Here is a 19,409-nt window from a genome sequence, read left to right on the forward strand (position 1 = left end):
ACAAGCTTTATATCACACCTAACTTTGTAGTGTAATTAATGATAAAGCAAGTTAAAATGAAATTTCCAATACTGTTCTTAATGTTGATATTAGTGATGACCAGCTCATGTAGTAAAGAAGAGCTTGTTGATGAGCAGATCAATTCCACGGCATTGATTGTTTCCAATAGCGAAATGGAACTGGAGATATTTGAACTAGTTAACGATTACAGGATAGAATTGGGACTTTCTTCCTTATCCTATGACACCCGTGCCCAAGCCTATACTACGGAACACAATCTATACATGATTTCAAAGGAAGAGATAAGCCATGATAATTTTGCTCTAAGATCATCTGCGCTTTCTGAGGAATTCAACGCGGTCAAGGTATCTGAAAATGTAGGGAGGAACTTTGCCACTGCGCAAGGTGTCTTTGAAGCTTGGTTGAATAGCCCAAGCCACCTTAAAAATATAGAGGGCGATTTTGATGCCACGGCCATCTCTGCCTATGCAGATGCAAACGGTATGATTTACTTTACGCAAGTCTTTATAAAATAAGATTATACTTTTTTTTTACTTTATTATCCCATTTTAAAGCTTTATGTAGATTTCTGATTTTTAAGGCTTTATATTGAGTTTTAGTTAATCATAGTGCAATTAATTAGTAAAAATCGTAATATTTTGATGTGAAGTGTATTTTGTCGATTTTATTATACACTTTATCGATGTTTTTCTTCAGGATATCGTAAAGACAATTCGTCATAAAATCAAATAAATATCTCCACGTTATATTTGTAAGAAAATTCTTATAAATATAGCGATATGGAAAAAAATTACCCTAATAGTTTTCTACTGATCTTTGCACTAATCAGCATGTTGATAGGTGCGGAAGTTGCCTTTGGACAACAGCAGTTTGCCCAGACCATCAGTAGTGAATCTCAAGTTGATTTCTCGAACAGGGCAATTGATGATGACCTTTCTACACACGCCACCATCAGAGCCAATTCTGGCCTAGTCCTAGGTTTAGGAGCCTATTCTGGACACTTGGAACTGGAGTATGCCAACGAGATTCCCGCGCTACAGACCAGTTATGTACGTTTGGATACCGAAGATGAACTACTGCCATTCTTGCTAGGGGGAAACTTGGGCGGACTGTTGGCCGATGTTGTTGGGGTTGTAATTTTGGGAAATCAGGAATTTAGCGTTGAGGTTAAAAACGACAACACCGTAATTCTAACCAATGATTCCGCTATAAGTAGTGCTTTTACCACAGATCAAATGCGGGTTGTTACTAATGAAAACGGCGAATACTTTTTGTCCATTTCACCTAATTCAGCCTATAATAGAATTCGTTTTACCAATAGAACGGGTTCTTTAGTTGGCTTGGGTTCTGAAAAATCCCTGGATGTTTATGGCGCTTTTATGGATAACACAACTTTAGGCAATTGCTTAAACGCAGCCTATACTTCATTTGATGGTACGGGTATAACCTTGGATCTTCTACAGCTTAGTGGAGCAGGGGTCAGTAATCCGGAACTGGCAATAGATGACACTAGCGACACCTATGCTGAGATGGGATTTGGAATTGTGGGCGTTGCGGCCTCACTATCTCAAACTTTTTATTTTGATACGGTTTCAAATGCGGATGACGTATTCTATATTACCTTGGGTGTTGATCCCTCATTATTACAAGTTGGTTTATTGAACAATATTGAGATAAGGGCAAATAATGGATCTTCTGCCGCAGTTTTTCAGGAAGATGCCAATAATTTACTGAATCTAGACCTTCTGGGCCTATTGGCAGAAAATGGCACGGTAGATGTTCCTATTGCTCCAGGTGTTCCCATAGATAGGTTGACCTTGGAATTAAGTTCTTTAGTGGGTATTGGTTTAGATCAACGTATTCGTATCTATGATGTTAGAAAGGCGCCGGCTGAACCAACGTTGGATACCAATATGACCAATACTACTATTTGCGCAGGTACAGAGGCCAATCTAGTAGCCTTGGCCTCAGATGAACTTAACGAGGAACTGGTTTGGTTCAATGCAGATGGGGCACAACTGCAAGTTCTTGACTCCGGAGAACCTTTTGTACCAACAAATTTAACGGAGACAACGACATTTTTTGTTGCAGCACGTGATAAAGGTTGTACGGATTTATCATCATTGTTAGAAGTGGTGGTTAATGTTGTTCCGGTTCCTACTGCAGATGATATTAATGTAGCAATAACCAATGACGGTATATGCGAAACAGGTACGTTGACCTTAACGCCTACCAGTACTATTGCAGGTGCGTTCAAATGGTTTTTAGACGCAGGAGCGGTAAATGAAATTACCAATGGGGAAGTGGTCAATGGTGTTACGTATACCATAGGTTCTAATGGAGTACTTGATATTACTGGCTTACAGGAAAATTTTGATACGTTTAGCGTTTATGCCCGCTTAATTGAAGAAAGTGCCTCTTGTGAAAATGCCCCGGGAGATTTAAGGGAGGTAACTGTTTCCGTAACCGAAACAGGTTTGGAAGCCAGTCTTTTGCTCAATACGGTCGACTTTATTTCCGAACTTTTAAACTTATCCAGCGCAAACGAGATTACAATTGATTCCCAGGAAATCTCAATTTGTTCGGGTACAAGTGTGGATATTTTGGCCACATTGGAGAATAATGTTGACTTGGAAATTAGATGGTACGATGCCTTATCTGGGGGTAACCTCTTGGACACCGTAGAATCCGGTGCGTCGTTTGATACCGGTATACTTAATGCGGACACCACATTTTACGTGGCAGTGGGTAGAATAGGCTGTTTGCTGGAAACCGCAAAAGCAACTATCAATATCAATGTATTGGATAGACCTACCGCAGACGATATTAACGTATTCGGTGCGGATGGCCCGATCTGTAGCTCCAGTGACGTGGTTCTTGTTCCATCTAGTGCAATAAGTGGTTCGTATCAGTGGTATTTTGATGAAAATAAAACCAACCCTATTGTCGATGGTATGGTAGTAGGCAATGTTTCCTATGCCGTTTCAGATTCCGGTACATTGACCATAAGTGGTTTGAGCGATATCAATTCCCCTTATAATTTTTATGTAGGACTGGAGCGTGCGGTTGCTGGCTGTGATAATGTAAATGGTGAACTAAAGGAAGTGGCCGTAACAATAATGGATTCTAACTTTACGGCAGTACCCACCTTGGAAACGGTCATAAGTTTACAGGATGTATACGACATCAATACAGAAAATTCCGCTATTCAATTAGAAGGTTCGGTTACTGGGGATGTGGCTCAAGGAGATGAGTTGACCTTGCAAGTGAACGGCACTGAATACATAGGTACATTAGACCAAAATTTGGAATATAGTGTAGCGGTAAATGGCTTGGATGTTCTTTTGGATGCGGACCAAGAAGTAGAATTGACTATATCATCAGGAGGTTGTAATTCTTCATACCAATTACCCTTACCAATTCCAGAATTGCCATTGGGCAATGTCGTACAAGTATTTTGTGCTTCGGACAATCCTACCTTATTGGATTTGGAATTGTCCTTGGTAGATGGCGTATTGTTCAATGCGTTGGTAGGAGGTAGCGTATTGGGTATGGATACCCCATTGGTAGATGGCCAAGTATATTATATGGGATTATTGAATATTCCTATATCCGTCTATGCAAGAATAGGGATTGCGGTATCGGTCATTACGGTAGATGCACCAACTACAACAAATGATGCTCAGACTTTTTGTGAGAATACAAATCCGCTAATTGGTGATTTAGAAGTAGATCAGGACAATGTTGTTTTCTATGATAGCCCTGAAAACGGTACTATGCTCGATCCAACGGATCCTCTTGTAAGTGGGGATTACTACGTATCAAGTATAGAGAATGGCTGTGAAAGCGAAGACAGGCTGCACATTAATGCAACTGTTTTTGAGGACACTTCCATAGTATTGAACGGTGAGCTTACAGATGCATGTATGGAGCGTTCATATACCTATACCACAGTAAGCGGTCAGGAAAATTATGTATGGGCCGTAAATGGCGGAACGATCACCGAGGGGGGAACCGCAACCGATGATTATGTAACCGTAACATGGACCAGCTTGGAGAATACATCTATACAGGTATCCTTTACAAGCGCTAACGGTTGTGCGGAAAATACTTCCATGACACAGGAAATTGCTACCAAGAGTTGTGGTGAGGTACTAGGAGCGGAATTTTGTCTTGAGGTATTCAATGAATTTTCACCAAACGCAGATGGATACAACGACTTTTTTGAGATTGAATGTATAACGGACTATGCCAATACCCTACAGATCTATAACAGGAACGGGAACTTGGTCTTTGAGACCCAAGATTACCAAAATAATTGGGATGGTATAGCCAATGTTAACGGAGTAATTGGAGCTGGGGAACATTTGCCGGCCGGTACTTATTATTATGTAGTGAACATACCTGAACTAAACCGTGATTTGGTTGGTTGGTTGCAACTTGCCAGGTAATCTTGAACACATTTAAATATCTCAAAACCAAAAACGATTAATCACATGAAGAATTATATAACGATTATAGCATCTTTTGCCTGCTTGTTGTACCTGACGACCACAGTGGTCAGAGGGCAGCAACGGCCACAATACACTCAATATATGTACAATACCCAAACCTTGAACCCCGGTTATACGGGTACTCAAGGCAAATTGGCCGCAAGCTTACTTTATAGGTCACAGTGGGTGGGTATAGATGGTTCACCGGAAACCCAAAGCTTTTCTGCCCATGGACTGGTCAAGGATAGGATAGGAGTTGGATTGACCGTTCTGAACGATAATTTAGGAGCGTCTAACAACGTGGAGGTCAATGCAAATTTTGCGTACCACATTAAAACCGGGGAGACGACCACTTTGTCATTTGGATTAAACGCCGGGTTGGATATTTTCAATATAGATTATTCCAAAGGAAATTTTTCCAATGAATTAGATCCCGTATTTCAAGAAAATCTTAGTGAGACTAGGCCTATTGTTGGGGCAGGGGCATTTTATTTTGGTTCTAAATGGTATGTTGGCATATCTAGCAATAACTTGCTTAACTCCCGTATTTATAAAGATGATGATAGCACGGTAACGGAAAGAAAGAGTCAGTATTTCCTAATGTCCGGTTATGTGTTTGATATCAGTGAATCCGTTAAGTTTAAACCTGCAGTATTGGCCAAAATAGTTTCCGGGGCACCTTTGTCCGTAGATGTTTCCGCCAATTTTCTTTTGCGTGAACGCCTAAGTCTAGGTTTGGCCTATAGGTATGATGATGCCATTAGTGCTTTGGCGGGATTCCATATTACCGATAATTTCTTTTTGGGCTATGCGTATGATTATTCGGTCACGGGCCTGGAAAACTATAACGATGGTTCTCATGAAATTATACTAACCTACAATCTAGACGGCTTGAAAAAAAGGGCATTGTCTCCAAGATTCTTTTAATCCTATAATTATGAAAATAAAATTACGATATATATATATCATGTTGTGCGCATGTATGGTAATGCAGGGTCAGACCAAAGAATCCCGTGCAGATGAATTTTTTAAGAACTTTAAATTCAATAAGGCTATTGAGCTTTATGCGGAAATTGCCAATAAGAACAGGCGTATAGATGACCACGTACTTCAAAATTTGGCAGATAGTTATTTTAATATAGGTGACTATACCAATGCGGAAAAATGGTACTCCAAACTATATGTGCAAAAAGGAAATGAAATAGGGGAGAACAATATGATTAAACTTGTTCAATGTTTAAAGGCGAGCCATAATCAAGAAAGGGCAGATGAGGTACTGCTTGACTATTATAAAGATGAAGGTCGGTTGGAAATGATATTGGCTCAACGTCAACATTTGGATAGTTTACTGTTGACCGATGCAAGATTTCAAATGGATACTTTAGGTTTCAATAGTCCAAAATCCGACTTTTCGCCCGCTTTTTATAGGGATGGTTCCATTGTGTTTTCCAGTACCCGTGATTCTATAACCGCTGGGGGCAAAATTTATCCTTGGAACAATCAGCCTTATTTGGATCTTTTTATGACCGTTCCGCAAGACCTTGGTTTTGTTCCTGAAAAATTCGCGGCCAATAGAATGTCAGATTTTCATGACGCATCTGTTACCGTAACCAAAGATATGAGCCGTATTTACTTAACCCGTAACTATTATAAAAAAAGTAAGTTACAGGCCAATAATGATGGGCTATCCAATATGCAGATCGTTATGGGTAATTTGTATAACGGGGATATAGAAGATATACAATCCCTCTCTATCAACGATAAGGATTATTCATGTGGGCATCCGGCCTTGAGTTCCAATGGTAAAAAATTATACTTTACCTCTAACATGCCTGGGGGTTATGGCGGGTCAGATATTTATGTGGTTTCCTTGGATAGCGATGGTACTGTGGTGTCTCCTCCAAAAAACTTGGGACCTGCTATCAATACCAAGGGTAGGGAGATGTTTCCGTATGTAGTGAACGATGTGTTGTACTTTTCATCTGACGGGCACTATGGTTTAGGCGGATTGGATGTGTTTAAGTCAAAGATCATCGCTAAGGATGAATACTCCTTACCGGTGAATATGGGTAAACCTTTTAATAGTAATATGGATGATTTCTCCTTGATCATAAATGAGGATTTTGATAGTGGTTATTTTGCTTCTAATAGAATGGGCGGTGTTGGTGATGATGACATATATGCATTTAAAAAAATAGATCCAACCCATTGCCTGGTCTATTCCGGTCAGGTGTTGAATAAAATTACCAATGAACCTGTACCGTTTGCCAATGTGGAAGTAAAGAATCCTACTGACGGACTTATAGAAATTCTGTTGACCGATGAACGTGGTTTTTATGAAATAGAACTCCCCTGTAATCGGGATAATAAAATGGTATTTTTTAAGGAAAGATTCTCAAAGCAACAGGTGTCTGTCATAACTACAGATAAGCCACAACCCCCATCTACAGATAATCTGGTATACTTAACACCTTATGATGATATCATAGAAAAAGATGGGGCTGTTGAGAAAATAAAGGTAGATCCCATTTACTTTGATTATGACAAATCTAACATAACGGCAAGGGCTGAGATAGAATTGAAAAAGGTGCTATTTGCCATGCAGCAATTTCCTGATATAAGAATTAAGATAGAATCGCATACAGACTCCCGTGGATCGGACAGTTATAACCTGCGTTTATCTGATGATAGGGCAAAATCTACCAGGAAATATTTAATTGCCCAAGGAATTGCCCAATACAGGATATTGAGTGCTACAGGCTATGGGGAGACCATGTTGATAAATGAATGCAGTAATGGTGTTAAATGTTCAGAACAGGAGCACTTGCTAAATAGAAGGTCAGATTTTATTGTATTGAAAGAGAATATCGTAAGCAAATAGGGAGTGCGGTGAATGTAATATCGGTCATGAAGTACAACCCATGGCCGGTATTATTATTTTTTGAGTTAATCTTTTGATCGCAATAAAGAATTAATGAACTACCTTTTATATGCTTTTATGGTTTTCCAATGTTCAAGATTTAATGTGTTTTTGAAATATAGTATTCAATTTTTAGTTATTATTATGAAAATCAAGTAATTGCGATTATGCCTACAGAAAGAGAGAAGCTAAGTATATTATCGGAAATGATAGAGTTTGCAAAGGTGGACAATGAAATAAGGAGGATGGAATATGATTTTTTATTTATGGTGGCGCAACGGTTAAATATTACCAAAGAAACCTTTGATCGTTTGTTCAAGGAAAGGGTAGAGCATATTCTTCCTAAGTCCCAAGCGGAACGTATTATTCAATTTCATCGCTTGGTTTTATTAATGAATGTTGATCATCAACAAGATATTACGGAGATAAAAAAATTACATGATATTGGTTTAAAAATGGGATTACCCCCGGGCGCAATTCAACAAGTGCTATTGATTATGCATCAATATCCCAATAAAATTGTTCCGCCAGATGTTTTGATTACTATATTTAAATCGCACTATAACTAGGACCAACTAATAAAGTCCGCATCCATTTTACTGAGGTCCCTTTCATTTTTAATGCCTTTCTCGGCATCTTTTGTCAATTGTTCCATCTCTAGTTCAATGATTTTATGATGGGAATCGTTAGCAGAAAAATTGGCTAGCGTCCGTAGCATTTGCATTAATTTGCGTACTACCGTAATATCATGTTTACAATACAGGCGGTATGTGGCCATGACGTTATACAGTATTTCTGAGAACTTGGCACATTTTATCTTTACCCAATTATCACCATCATCACTTGTGATAAACTCAAATTCCCATTTTTTAGTAAGCTCAAGGAAAAGGGAAGTTAAATAATCTATCGTGTTCAAGGCGGTTCCTGGATCGTTTATACCAGGAGACATAGCCTTAATTCCAATTTCCGATAATTGCCTAAAACCATATACATAATTATCTCCTACCAGTTCTTCGTTGCTAAAAAGCAAGGTATTGGTAATCGCATCCAAGGCATCATCATCAAGGTTGTTTTTAATGTAAAAGGCCATTGTGCCATCTAATATATATTGACCCTTGAACAAATGTATGTAGATTTTTGTATCGTATTTTTTGCAAAGTTCCAAGAGGTCATCGTTCAGAATTCCGTAAAAATATCCGGTTTTGTATATTTTATGGCCAGTCCAAGTATTTGTATCGGGAAATTCATTGCTTTGATTTTTTTGTGTATTGAGCATACTTTCCAATGCAGATTTTGTCCTTGCATGAATATTGGTAAGTATGTTTCCTACTTGTATGGATTGTGAAATATGATGGATAAAATATATGAATGATGCCAAACAAAGGACAGCTAGAATAATTCCCAGCAATACTGAAAATCCGGGTGTTTGGTATTCATTTTCTTTAGGCTCCAAAGAGATAAGGATAAAAATATTATAAAGGATGGTCGCAATATATTGCCCTAGAACTATTTGGTTTGTTTGATCTGATATTATGCCTGGTAAAACCCGAGGTGAAAAATTACTGGATGCCTGGCTCAACAATAACATAACCATAGAAAAGCTAAAGACCGTTAATGATATGAGTCCCGCTATTAATGTGCTTAGTATTGTTTTGGCCGTATCTGTATCGTCTATGACCAAACTAGGTGCTACGTTCATTAAATAGTCAGAAATCCCCAACTTTTCAACATATATCATGGCAAATGCCATTACTAATCCGGCCAATGAAATAATAGTAGGGAAAAAGGCTATTTTACTTCGAATCTTAAAAAGAAGGTTGGAAAGTTTGTCCATATTAATTGATAAAGGGTAAAACTAGTGAAGCTTGTAGCATTATAATGACTCTTTCCAAGAAATTACAAGCTCATAATTAGCAAATACATGTCAAAATGTCCACTACAGCACAGTAATATGTGTCAAAATGTCATAAAAAATGCTCTGGTATGTGCTTTGCTTATTACCTATTGTTTAATAAAAGGAATATTAATTTAAAATATACAATAATGAGTTTAGTAAAGAGAAATGATGTTTTGTTTCCTGCATTAATGAATGAAATTTTTAGACCAGATTGGTTTGGAGGAACGCAGAATGTAAGAACGGCAATGCCTGCTGTTAATATTAAGGAAAATGAAGATAATTTTGAATTGGAGCTTTTTGTACCCGGTAGGGACAAAAAAGATTTTACGGTAGAATTAGATGATTCTATTCTAACCATATCTTCTGAAATCAAGGAAGAAAAGAATGAATCCAATGAAAATTATACAAGAAGGGAATTTACTATTTCCTCTTTTAAAAGATCGTTTACCCTTCCTGAAACTGTAGCTACGGATAAGGTTGATGCTACATATGAGGGTGGTATCTTAAAATTTAACCTTCCTAAAAAGGAAGAGGCTTTACCGAAACCAAAACGAATGATCGAGTTAAAATAAGGTGTGCCTTATAATTTAGGTTGGTTAGTGTTTAGTTGAAAGGTGCTTTGAGCAATCAAAGCACTTTTTTTATGGAAGGGGTTGGGTAAGAATAGCTAGGCAGGACCAGATGCCTTCTTTGTAGTTTCCTATTCTTAGGTTTTCATTTGGCCCATGAATGTTATTGTCCGGGTTTGGAATCCTCACGGAAACAGCAGGGATGTTCAAAGTGGTGATAAAGGGTGCAATAGGCTGTGATCCGCCAGTTGTTCTCATGTTGATTATCTGATTACCAAAAACCCTGGTAAGGGCTTTATTTAAAAATGTGCCTATAGGCGAATCTATATCTGTCCTGAATGGTTTGGAGCCTATCCTGTAATTGAAGGATACCAGTTTTTTATATTGTGCGCGTTCTTCGTTTGTGGGCACGGAATCTACCAAATGATATCCTTGTGATAAAATATGGCTCTTAAGAAGAGCAAGCTGTCTTTCTGCAGGTGTTTCCGGTACAAGTCTCATGTCAATTTCAATAAGTACATCTTCTGGAATAATGGTACGTACTTCCTTTCCTGTCCACCCAGCTCTTAGGCCCCTAATGTTCAGTGAAGGATATTGTAAGGCTTCTTGGTAGGTGGAGCCCACTTTTTCTGGAGTGGCTATACCCAGTCTGTTATTTAGACTCATATTGTTTTCTGGGATAGATGAAAGTGATTTTTTTTCCTTTTCCGTTAAATGTACACCCTTATAAAAGTCTTTCACCAAAACACGTCCGTTTTCATCCTTAAAGCTGCTGATCAATCTTGCGGCCTCAAATACAGGATTTGGAGCATAGTTGCCGTATTGACCACTGTGCAAAGCGTAATTTGGTCCAAATACCTTAATGCTTGCCGTAGCAATTCCCCGAGCACCATACGTTAATGTAGGTAAATTGGAAAGGTGTCTTGTGCCATCCATAATCAGGAGCATGTCTGATTGTAATAGTTCCTTATGTTCATTAACGGCGTATGGTAAATCCGGCGAACCTAATTCCTCCTGAAAATCCATAATGACCTTAATATCGTATTCAGGGTTTATGTCTTGTTCCTTAAGAATTTGTAAAGCGGTAATCAAGGCCATGGCCGGACCTTTGGAGTCTGATGCGGAACGTGCAAAAATTCTGTAATCATCTTTTATGAATTTGTGCGCTTTTTCAAAATTCAACGTATTCCACTCTCCATTTTTGAATTCTTTGATTGTAGGTTCAAAAGGGTTACTTTGGGACCACTCTTTTGGGTCTACAGGTTGACCGTCTATCTGCAAATAGAAGAGAATTGATTTTGTGTTTTTGGTGGATTTTTTCTCGGCGAAGAGTAGGGGTGCACCTGGCGATTTTATAATCCTGGTTTCAAAATTTAAAGCGGTAAAAACACTATCGCACCAATGTAAATTTTTCTGTATCTGTTCCGGAAAATTTCCATTGTTTTGTAGTCTCAAAAAATGGTGTAAATTAGTAATCGCTACGTTGAATTTTTGACTGGTAAGCGATTTTATTCGGTCAGTTTCAAGGGTCTGGCCATTACAATAAAACACATTGAAATAGCTGAGTGCCATACCGCAAATTATAACCCATTTTTTCATATTTTATCTGTAAATAAGTGTTTTAGTCTTGTCTAAAAAATTACATTAATTAATTGTTTACCAATTTGTTGAATAGTGTTATATAAAGTTTTTAATTACAATTTTAAAATTTGGGATTTTTAGTTTTGTTTTTTCTAATCATCTTGGTTTTGTAATGCTTTTATCTCATCCCTTAACTTTGCCGCTTGCATAAAATCAAGTTCTTTTGCGGCTTTTTCCATTGCCTTTCTTTTGTCCTTGATCATCTTCTCCACTTGCTCTTTGGTCATATAATTCAGGTCTGGTTCTGCAGCACGTAATTCCTCTTTAATAAAGTGATAGGTGGAGACGGAATTCTTGGATAATACATTGTCCAAACTTTTGTTCAGGGCGGTTGGGGTTTGGTTATTTTCGGTGTTATATTTTATTTGTTTTTCCCTTCTGTAATTTGTCTCATCAATTGTTTTTTGCATACTTTGGGTTATCGTATCCGCATACATTATTGCCTTACCGTTCAAGTGCCTTGCGGCTCTACCAACCGTCTGTGTCAATGATCGGTTACTGCGTAAAAAACCCTCCTTGTCCGCATCCAAAATAGCCACCAAAGAAACCTCTGGAAGATCCAAACCTTCACGTAAAAGATTGACCCCGATCAGGACATCAAAAATACCTTTTCTAAGATCTTGCATAATCTCTACCCGTTCCAGGGTATCAACATCACTATGGATATACCTACACCTAACATTGATCCGGTCTAAGTACTTTGCCAATTCCTCGGCCATTCTTTTGGTCAATGTTGTAACCAAGGTACGTTCATCCTTTTCTACCCGTTGTTGAATTTCCTCTACCAAATCATCAATTTGATTTAAACTGGGCCTGATCTCAATTATCGGGTCCAATAATCCAGTAGGTCTGATCACCTGTTCCACATATACACCTTGACTTAATTGAAGTTCATAGTCCGCAGGTGTTGCACTCACAAATAAGACTTGGTTTTGTAGTGCTTCAAATTCCTCAAATTTTAAAGGTCTGTTATCCATTGCCGCGGGTAGCCTAAATCCATATTCAACCAAATTCACCTTTCTTGATCGGTCTCCCCCGTACATAGCATGTACCTGTGGTATAGTAACATGGCTTTCATCGATTACCATTAGATAATCGTCCGGGAAGTAGTCCAGTAAACAGAAAGGCCTTGTGCCGGGCTCCCTGCCATCTAAATATCTTGAATAGTTCTCAATACCTGAACAATATCCCAGTTCACGAATCATTTCTAGGTCAAAATTAGTACGTTCTTCCAACCTCTTGGCCTCAAGTGGTTTTGCTATGTCCTTAAAGTATGCTATTTGTTTTACAAGGTCGTCCTGTATTTGATGAATGGCATTCTGCAATACATCCTTAGAGGTAACGAACATGTTGGCCGGATATATGGTAAGTGAGTCATATACTTCCAAAATATTATTGTTGAACGGGTCAAACGCTTCAATTTCCTCAATCTCATCGCCAAAAAAATGAATTCTGAACGCGTGGTCCGCATAGCTTGGGAATACATCTACCACATCTCCCTTTACCCTAAAATTACCATTTTTAAAATCTGCCATGGTCCTGGAATAAAGAGACTGTACCAATAGGTGCATAAGTTTGGTCCTAGCAATGACCTGGTCTTTTTTTATCGAAATTACATTTTTTTGAAATTCTACTGGGTTACCAATACCATATAGGCAAGATACTGAGGCAATCACAATTACATCACGCCTTCCTGAAAGTAGTGATGAGGTGGTGCTAAGTCTTAATTTTTCAATATCCTCATTGATGGAAAGATCCTTTTCTATGTAAACACCGCTCGTAGGTATAAAGGCTTCTGGTTGATAGTAATCATAATATGACACAAAATACTCTACCGCATTATCTGGGAAAAATTGTTTAAATTCTGAATATAATTGTGCCGCCAATGTCTTATTATGGGCCAATATCAACGTAGGTTTTTGAACTTGCTCGATTACATTGGCCACGGTAAATGTCTTTCCTGAACCAGTAACCCCTAATAACGTCTGAAATTTTTCTTCCTCATTAAGGCCTTTTACCAATTGTTGAATGGCATTGGGTTGATCACCTGTAGGTTTAAATTCTGATACTACTTTAAATTTCATGTATGTAAGTGCTCTTTTAAATGGGGCGTTGCGCCATTATCCAATTATCTATTCTTGTACTATGGTATTAAGTGGTATTTGGGGTATGGTAAAACCAATCCTTTAGTTAAAAATACAAAAGTCAAGAACTATAATAGACGTATTATTAAAGGATTTCTTTCAACGCTTTAAGGAAAAATGTCCTAAAATATCTTGCCGATTGATAAATGTGGCCTTAAACCAGTAGTCCGTCTCCGGTAGGGGGCTGTTGTTAAAATGACCGTCCCATCCTTTGCCGTTAGGGTTGATTTGATGTATAAAGTTCCCATACCGATCATAAATAAAAATGAGGTCTATGACAGATTCAAAATTTTCTGGGGGCTGTATAAACTGCCAAAAGTCGTTTATACCGTCACCATTTGGCGTAAAAAAGGATGGAAAATCTTTGGTGTCAATATCCCTATCCACTGTTCTTTGGGTGATGCCGCAACCGTTTTTATCCCGCACATATGCCATATGTTGGCCGTACGGAATCCCGGTAAATATTGGGGAGTCTTGGTAGGGGCCATCACTATCATCCAATGCGTATTCATATTGCCCCCCTCCTGTAGCAACTATGGTAATATCCTTGCTATTTGTGAAGTTTAAAACATCGATTTTTATAATGGTAGCTGGTTCTGAGGATACTACATCAAAAAGTTTGGAATTGGAGCATTCAATTGTTCCATTTTCCGTTTCAATGACGTTAAAGGCTTCTAGCCGATATCGGCCAGGGCCTAAAATATCAACATTTCTTGATTGGCTCAACAAGGTCTCTTCACTACCACTATTGGTTTTGTACCATCTAAATCCGTCCGCAAGGTCATTGGTGGTAATTCTATATGGTAGTTCGTCACTACATATACCTACCGTATTGGGCAGTTCAATTTGTGGGGCAGGGTATATATATGTTCCGGTAACATCATCTATATAGGGGTCACAGATATATAGATCCATACTAGTAGTAAAAACTTCCTCTATGCAGCCCGTAGGTGCACCATGTTCATTATAGGGAGTTACCGTAACATAAATATTTGCATTTTGTGGTAAATCATTTGGGGGATCGTAGCTTAGTGTATTTTTCATGTCCAAGGCATTAACGATATCCGTACCATTTGGTTCCGTACCTATGGATAAAATGTAACCGGTAGCCGTGGGTGCGTATGCCCATTCAATATCCGTTATAATAGTTACACTGGCTGCATTATTATCCGGTGTCACTAAAATGGAGCAACCTGGCGGGGTGGTTACGGGTATTGTGGTAAACGAGATTTCCTGACAGCCAATAGGAGGTCCGTCATATGGAACAAGACTTAAAGTGGCGTATAACAGACTGTTGGCAGGTAAACCTACTGGCGGTGTATAGAACGTATCCGTTCCTATTGGTTTTGCATTGAGGATATCCTTTCCTTGGGGAGTAGTGCCTATGGACAATATATAACCATTGTATCCTATAACTTCTGGCCATGTAAATGTAGCATTTACGGCAATGTCCGTGTCGCCATTTAAAGGAAAGGTTAACTCTGGGCAATCATTTTGTGCAACAACTAAGGCGTACATAAATAACATAGCCAATGAACTTGTACAACGGAACCATTTTTTTAAATTCATTTGAATTTGTCTAGGTTAACGTTTTAGGCTAAAATGTCCCTTAATCATTTTGTTGGAGAACATTTGGGCCTTAAACCAATAATCAGCCTCGGGTGCATCCTTACCATTAAAAGTACCGTCCCATCCATTTGATTGTGGATTTACTTGTGCCAATAAGTTACCATACCTATCGAAAATATGAATATATTCAATGTTAGGGTCCTTTTTGCGCTTCTCCTCTGTTATGTTCCAATAATCATTAATGTTGTCTCCATTGGGCGTAAAAAATGCCGGGAAATCCTTCGGTTCCAATTTTTCTTCCACGGGTCGCTTACTTAGGCCACACCCTAGTTTATCCCGAACATATACAATACGGTCTCCAGGGGCAATACCTATAAAAACAGGGCTATCCTGAAATCCAAAGTCAGCACTTTCCAATGAATATTCAACGGGGGTTGGACTTGTTGCCACGACTTCTATCCGGTATTGATCAGCATCCCTTGAAATTATAACATTTTCAATTACCGGAATGTCCGAATTGACAACTTCGAATATTTTACTGACCGGACATTCTATAGTGGCTCCAAATTCAGATACGGTATTAAACAATTCCAACTTGTAGAACCCTACTTCGTTATATTCCATACTTGCCGTATTGGATATGACTTGTTCAGTGCCGTTTTCATTTAATTTATACCATCTATATCCCCTTGCGATATCATTGGCCGTATAAATAGCACTTGGAGCGGATGTACAGAATGGTATCTTGTCCGGTATGGAAATAGAAGGAAAGTCATTGGTGTTGCATTGTACAGTGGGCACCCCCGTAGTAAAGGATTCTTCCGTACAGTTGAGCGCCATACCGTACTCATTAAGTGGAACGACCCTTACATATATGGTCTGATCTAAGGCAAAATTTTGGTCTGCCCTGTAAAAAAGAGTGTTTCCGGTTTCGTGGTTTTCGATAATGTTATAATTACCTGGGCTTTCACCAATTGATATACTGTAGTTGGTGGCTCCATAGGCATAGTTCCATTTAATATTTGTATCTACCCTAACTTCTGATTCGCCATTTAATGGAGAGGCCAATGTGGTACAATTTGGAGGTTCAGAAATAGATGCGGTATCAAAAACTTTTAAGGGGCATACCTTGATAGGGGCATCGGGCAAAAAAAGACTAATGGTTACGTAGATACGTGTATTGGCGGGTAAGCCTATTTCCGGTTGATAAAAATTATTCAGTCCAGATGACCTTCTATTGATAATTTCACCTCCGCCAGGGGTTGTTCCCAAAGAAACCAAATACCCAATAATTCCGTCTACTTCTGTCCAGGTAATCAGGTTGTCCAAAGGTACATTGAGGTCACCATCCAAAGGGGAAGTCATTGTAGGGCATTCTTGGGCCAAGCTAAGCGACATATTGAGGCCAAACCCTATGTAAATAATAAACAAAATGTATTTTTTGTTCATAATATTACCTTTTCAATGAAAAATGGCCTTTGAATATTTTGTTGGAGAACATTTGGGCCTTAAACCAATAATCTGCTTCAGGCAATTGTTTGCCATTATATGAACCGTCCCAACCATTGGAGTCGGAGTTAAAGATAAAGATCAGATTGCCATACTTATCAAAAATATGAACAGTAGCAATCTTGTCATTATCTAATTCTAATACGGGTAGATAGTTCCAAAAATCATTGATTCCATCACCATTTGGTGTAAAAAAATCAGGAAATCCATTGATAGTAGGATCATATTCCAATATTCTAGATGCTGTACCGCATCCATTTTTATCGCGTACATACACAATGTGTGTTACTAATGACTGTCCGCTGAATAAATTTATATCTTGATAAGGTCCCTGCTCATTATCCAAACTATATTCATAATCTCCCACGTTATCGGTCATTATTTCATAGCTTAAAGAATTGGCTTGTTGGGTTACCACCACATCCTTGATGGTTGGTTGGACAGAAATTTCTACTTCAAAATAGGTAGTTGTGGCGCATTCAAACGTATTATTGGCATCATTAATAATATTGAAGGCCTCCAAGGCATAGTTGCCCTCTTCTAGGATCACAATTTCTTTGGTCGTGCTTAACAAGGTCTCCCTTCCGTTCTCTTCCACTTTGTACCATCTATAACCATCTGCATTTATTGGTGCAGTAATGGTTTTATTGGAGGTATTACTGCAGAGCGCAATTTTTTCAGGAAGGGTAAATTCTGGATTAAGTACGGTCAGTTCCCCTGAAACCATATCATAATAGGGGCCACATCCAATTAAAGTGGAAAAGGTTTCTTGAGGGCAACCAAGGGCATCACCTGCTTGATTAAATGGAGTAATGGTTACGAAGAAAGTTCGGTTTGGTTCAAAATCAATAATTACGGTAGACGTTTTGTAAAATATTGCATTGTCTAAAATGTTACTGTCAAAAGGAGAAGTGCCAATAGTTATCCTAAAGCCGGTGGCATTTTCAACAGGGGTCCATTCCAGAAACGGGCTGAGGGGTACATTGGTCTCTCCGTCCAAAGGAGTAATCAAACTGGAACAATTGGGTAGTTGTGCTTCTGGCGCCGTTATAAAGTTGAACGTGGTGCAATTTATTGCTGTTCCCAACCTGTTGTAGGGTAAAATTGTTATGTAAAGGGTCGTTTCCGCCGGAAAATCATTGACCGGGTTATAGGTCAAGGCATTTGCAACATCCAGATTGTCTATAATATCCCTGCCATTCATTGTAGTACCAATGCTTATTCTGTATCCTGTAGCGTTTGGTGAAGCCGCCCATAAAATATTCGTTGCAGGGTTAACATTGTTTGCGTTATTTAAAGGCAACTGAAGGGTGGTGCACTGTGGAATTTCGGTTAATGGGCCAGTTGTAAATCTTTGCGTTTCGCACACTACGGTAGGCCTATTAAAGAAAAAGAGCGATATGGTTACGTATACCTCTGTATTTTCAGGAAGTCCCAAAGGCGGCGTATAGGTAGTAGATGATCCAACATTTTTTTCGTTTAAGAGTTCTGTTCCGCCAGGGGTGGTACCAATGGATAGTATATAACCCGGAACCCCGGTTATTGGTTCCCAATTGATTGTAGTATTGACATCTACCTGGGTAGCTCCATCCAATGGACTTAACAATTTAGGACATTCTTGGGCAATACATAAGGAGCTCATACATAACATCAGGAAAAATAAGGGCATAGCCAATATTCTGGATAGTTCCAAGTCCTGTTTTGTTTTCATAGCGTGCTCGTAATCACTACAATATACTATAAAAAGAAAATTATGTCTTTACAATTCTGTTTAAATAAGTCTTAAGGTCGATGTAGGAACTGAAATTAAAGGTCACGTTTTTTAAGTAGGGCATAGGATAAATACACAAACAATGCCGTCCATGCCAGTACAATGAGTACTTCATACCAGTAGGTGTTATAATTCAGGGCAACCTCGGTACCTATTTGGTTGGCTACGGATTGTACAGCACCCAATCTGGAGAACGGCTCTTTTATAAGATTGAACATTGATTGTAACGGAAAGAAATTCATAATGATATCCGTGGTTTCTTCGTCAAAAAATTTCCAACGTAGAATTCCCCTAAAAATACCTTCAAAAACTTGCCATAAAATCAAGAAGCCCAAGGCAAACGCGGAACGCTTTACCAAAATGCCCAAGAAGAGGCAGAATGAGAAAAAGCCCATGAGTTTAATGAAGAAAATGGGAAGAAATTTTAAATCTGTAACTATGATTACGAACTCATTGTAATCACTATATACCAAGCCCAATATTAAGGATACTACAAATACGAATATTGTGGATATCAGTGAAAATGAAATTACGGTCAAAAATTTGGACAGGATAAATTCTTTTTTGGACAAGCCGTCTATCAAATTCTGTTTTATGGTCTTATTGCTGTATTCGTTAGACATCATACTCACAATAACAATTGCTAAAAACAATTTAAAAAAAGCGGTTATGAAGGTATTGAAATGCCATATATAGGGAAAGTTGAAAATACCTTGGTCCGCCAAATGAAACTGTACTGGACCTATATCAAATTTTATGGCCGCAAACAGCGCAATGGAAGTCAATAGGGCAAAATAGGAAATGATCAGTACCTTGCTGGCCCTGTTGTTCCATAATTTTATAAATTCTATTTGTAGTAAACGTATCATTGGTTG

The 19,409-nt window shown here is 38.5% G+C and carries 13 protein-coding genes; 6 read left to right on the forward strand and 7 right to left on the reverse strand.

Features of this window, described 5'->3' with window-relative positions; genetic code table 11:
- Window positions 1–56: 56 nt before the first annotated feature.
- From JM81_RS17050 to JM81_RS17070, 5 genes are all read left to right on the forward strand, one after another.
- The gene (locus JM81_RS17050; protein ID WP_186435601.1) at window positions 57–536 is read left to right on the forward strand and encodes a CAP domain-containing protein; all 480 of its coding nucleotides are present in this window, start codon (window positions 57–59) and stop codon (window positions 534–536) included.
- Window positions 537–800: 264 nt separating this feature from the next.
- A complete protein-coding gene (locus tag JM81_RS17055) occupies window positions 801–4,472 on the forward strand; it encodes a gliding motility-associated C-terminal domain-containing protein (protein ID WP_144805171.1) in 3,672 nt (1,223 codons plus the stop codon).
- A gap of 45 nt (window positions 4,473–4,517) precedes the next feature.
- Window positions 4,518–5,441, forward strand: a complete 924-nt coding sequence (locus JM81_RS17060; protein ID WP_144805173.1) for a type IX secretion system membrane protein PorP/SprF — start codon at window positions 4,518–4,520, stop codon at window positions 5,439–5,441.
- 10 nt (window positions 5,442–5,451) lie between these two features.
- Window positions 5,452–7,395, forward strand: a complete 1,944-nt coding sequence (locus JM81_RS17065; protein ID WP_261375125.1) for an OmpA family protein — start codon at window positions 5,452–5,454, stop codon at window positions 7,393–7,395.
- A gap of 206 nt (window positions 7,396–7,601) precedes the next feature.
- The gene (locus tag JM81_RS17070) at window positions 7,602–8,003 is read left to right on the forward strand and encodes a TerB family tellurite resistance protein (protein WP_144805175.1); all 402 of its coding nucleotides are present in this window, start codon (window positions 7,602–7,604) and stop codon (window positions 8,001–8,003) included.
- Here the strand turns inward: JM81_RS17070 and JM81_RS17075 are convergent.
- Window positions 8,000–9,268, reverse strand: coding sequence for a DUF2254 domain-containing protein (locus JM81_RS17075; RefSeq protein ID WP_144805177.1), 1,269 nt, complete (start codon window positions 9,266–9,268; stop codon window positions 8,000–8,002). The genes JM81_RS17070 and JM81_RS17075 overlap by 4 nt on opposite strands.
- Window positions 9,269–9,477: 209 nt before the next feature.
- Between JM81_RS17075 and JM81_RS17080 the strand changes: the two genes are divergently transcribed.
- Entirely contained in the window at window positions 9,478–9,903 is a 426-nt protein-coding gene (locus JM81_RS17080; RefSeq protein WP_144805179.1) for an Hsp20/alpha crystallin family protein, read from the forward strand.
- Between the two features lie 69 nt (window positions 9,904–9,972).
- On the opposite strand, the gene JM81_RS17085 is transcribed toward JM81_RS17080, so the two are convergent.
- The 6 genes from JM81_RS17085 to JM81_RS17110 form a co-directional block, all read right to left on the reverse strand.
- Window positions 9,973–11,499: a M20/M25/M40 family metallo-hydrolase gene (locus JM81_RS17085; RefSeq protein WP_144805181.1), complete on the reverse strand. Its 1,527-nt coding sequence runs from the start codon at window positions 11,497–11,499 to the stop codon at window positions 9,973–9,975.
- Window positions 11,500–11,633: 134 nt separating this feature from the next.
- Entirely contained in the window at window positions 11,634–13,625 is a 1,992-nt protein-coding gene (gene uvrB, locus JM81_RS17090; protein ID WP_089262192.1) for an excinuclease ABC subunit UvrB, read from the reverse strand.
- A gap of 159 nt (window positions 13,626–13,784) precedes the next feature.
- Window positions 13,785–15,254, reverse strand: a complete 1,470-nt coding sequence (locus JM81_RS17095; RefSeq protein WP_144805183.1) for a T9SS type B sorting domain-containing protein — start codon at window positions 15,252–15,254, stop codon at window positions 13,785–13,787.
- A gap of 15 nt (window positions 15,255–15,269) precedes the next feature.
- Window positions 15,270–16,703, reverse strand: coding sequence for a T9SS type B sorting domain-containing protein (locus JM81_RS17100; RefSeq protein WP_144805185.1), 1,434 nt, complete (start codon window positions 16,701–16,703; stop codon window positions 15,270–15,272).
- A 4-nt stretch (window positions 16,704–16,707) separates the two neighbouring features.
- Window positions 16,708–18,474, reverse strand: a complete 1,767-nt coding sequence (locus JM81_RS17105) for a T9SS type B sorting domain-containing protein (RefSeq protein WP_144805187.1) — start codon at window positions 18,472–18,474, stop codon at window positions 16,708–16,710.
- Window positions 18,475–18,569: 95 nt separating this feature from the next.
- The gene (locus JM81_RS17110) at window positions 18,570–19,403 is read right to left on the reverse strand and encodes an ABC transporter permease (protein ID WP_144805189.1); all 834 of its coding nucleotides are present in this window, start codon (window positions 19,401–19,403) and stop codon (window positions 18,570–18,572) included.
- Window positions 19,404–19,409 lie beyond the last annotated feature (6 nt).

The organism is Maribacter sp. MAR_2009_72, assembly GCF_007827235.1.
GTDB classification, from domain to species: Bacteria; Bacteroidota; Bacteroidia; order Flavobacteriales; family Flavobacteriaceae; genus Maribacter; species Maribacter sedimenticola.

Coding starts and splice junctions, on each gene's coding strand:
- JM81_RS17060 (WP_144805173.1), top strand. CDS start 4,518: ATGAAGAATTATATAACGATTATAGCATCTTTTGCCTGCTTGTTGTAC.
- JM81_RS17070 (WP_144805175.1), top strand. CDS start 7,602: ATGCCTACAGAAAGAGAGAAGCTAAGTATATTATCGGAAATGATAGAG.
- JM81_RS17080 (WP_144805179.1), top strand. CDS start 9,478: ATGAGTTTAGTAAAGAGAAATGATGTTTTGTTTCCTGCATTAATGAAT.
- JM81_RS17100 (WP_144805185.1), bottom strand. CDS start 16,703: ATGAACAAAAAATACATTTTGTTTATTATTTACATAGGGTTTGGCCTC.
- JM81_RS17050 (WP_186435601.1), top strand. CDS start 57: ATGAAATTTCCAATACTGTTCTTAATGTTGATATTAGTGATGACCAGC.
- JM81_RS17110 (WP_144805189.1), bottom strand. CDS start 19,403: ATGATACGTTTACTACAAATAGAATTTATAAAATTATGGAACAACAGG.
- JM81_RS17105 (WP_144805187.1), bottom strand. CDS start 18,474: ATGAAAACAAAACAGGACTTGGAACTATCCAGAATATTGGCTATGCCC.
- uvrB (WP_089262192.1), bottom strand. CDS start 13,625: ATGAAATTTAAAGTAGTATCAGAATTTAAACCTACAGGTGATCAACCC.
- JM81_RS17085 (WP_144805181.1), bottom strand. CDS start 11,499: ATGAAAAAATGGGTTATAATTTGCGGTATGGCACTCAGCTATTTCAAT.
- JM81_RS17065 (WP_261375125.1), top strand. CDS start 5,452: ATGAAAATAAAATTACGATATATATATATCATGTTGTGCGCATGTATG.
- JM81_RS17055 (WP_144805171.1), top strand. CDS start 801: ATGGAAAAAAATTACCCTAATAGTTTTCTACTGATCTTTGCACTAATC.
- JM81_RS17095 (WP_144805183.1), bottom strand. CDS start 15,254: ATGAATTTAAAAAAATGGTTCCGTTGTACAAGTTCATTGGCTATGTTA.
- JM81_RS17075 (WP_144805177.1), bottom strand. CDS start 9,268: ATGGACAAACTTTCCAACCTTCTTTTTAAGATTCGAAGTAAAATAGCC.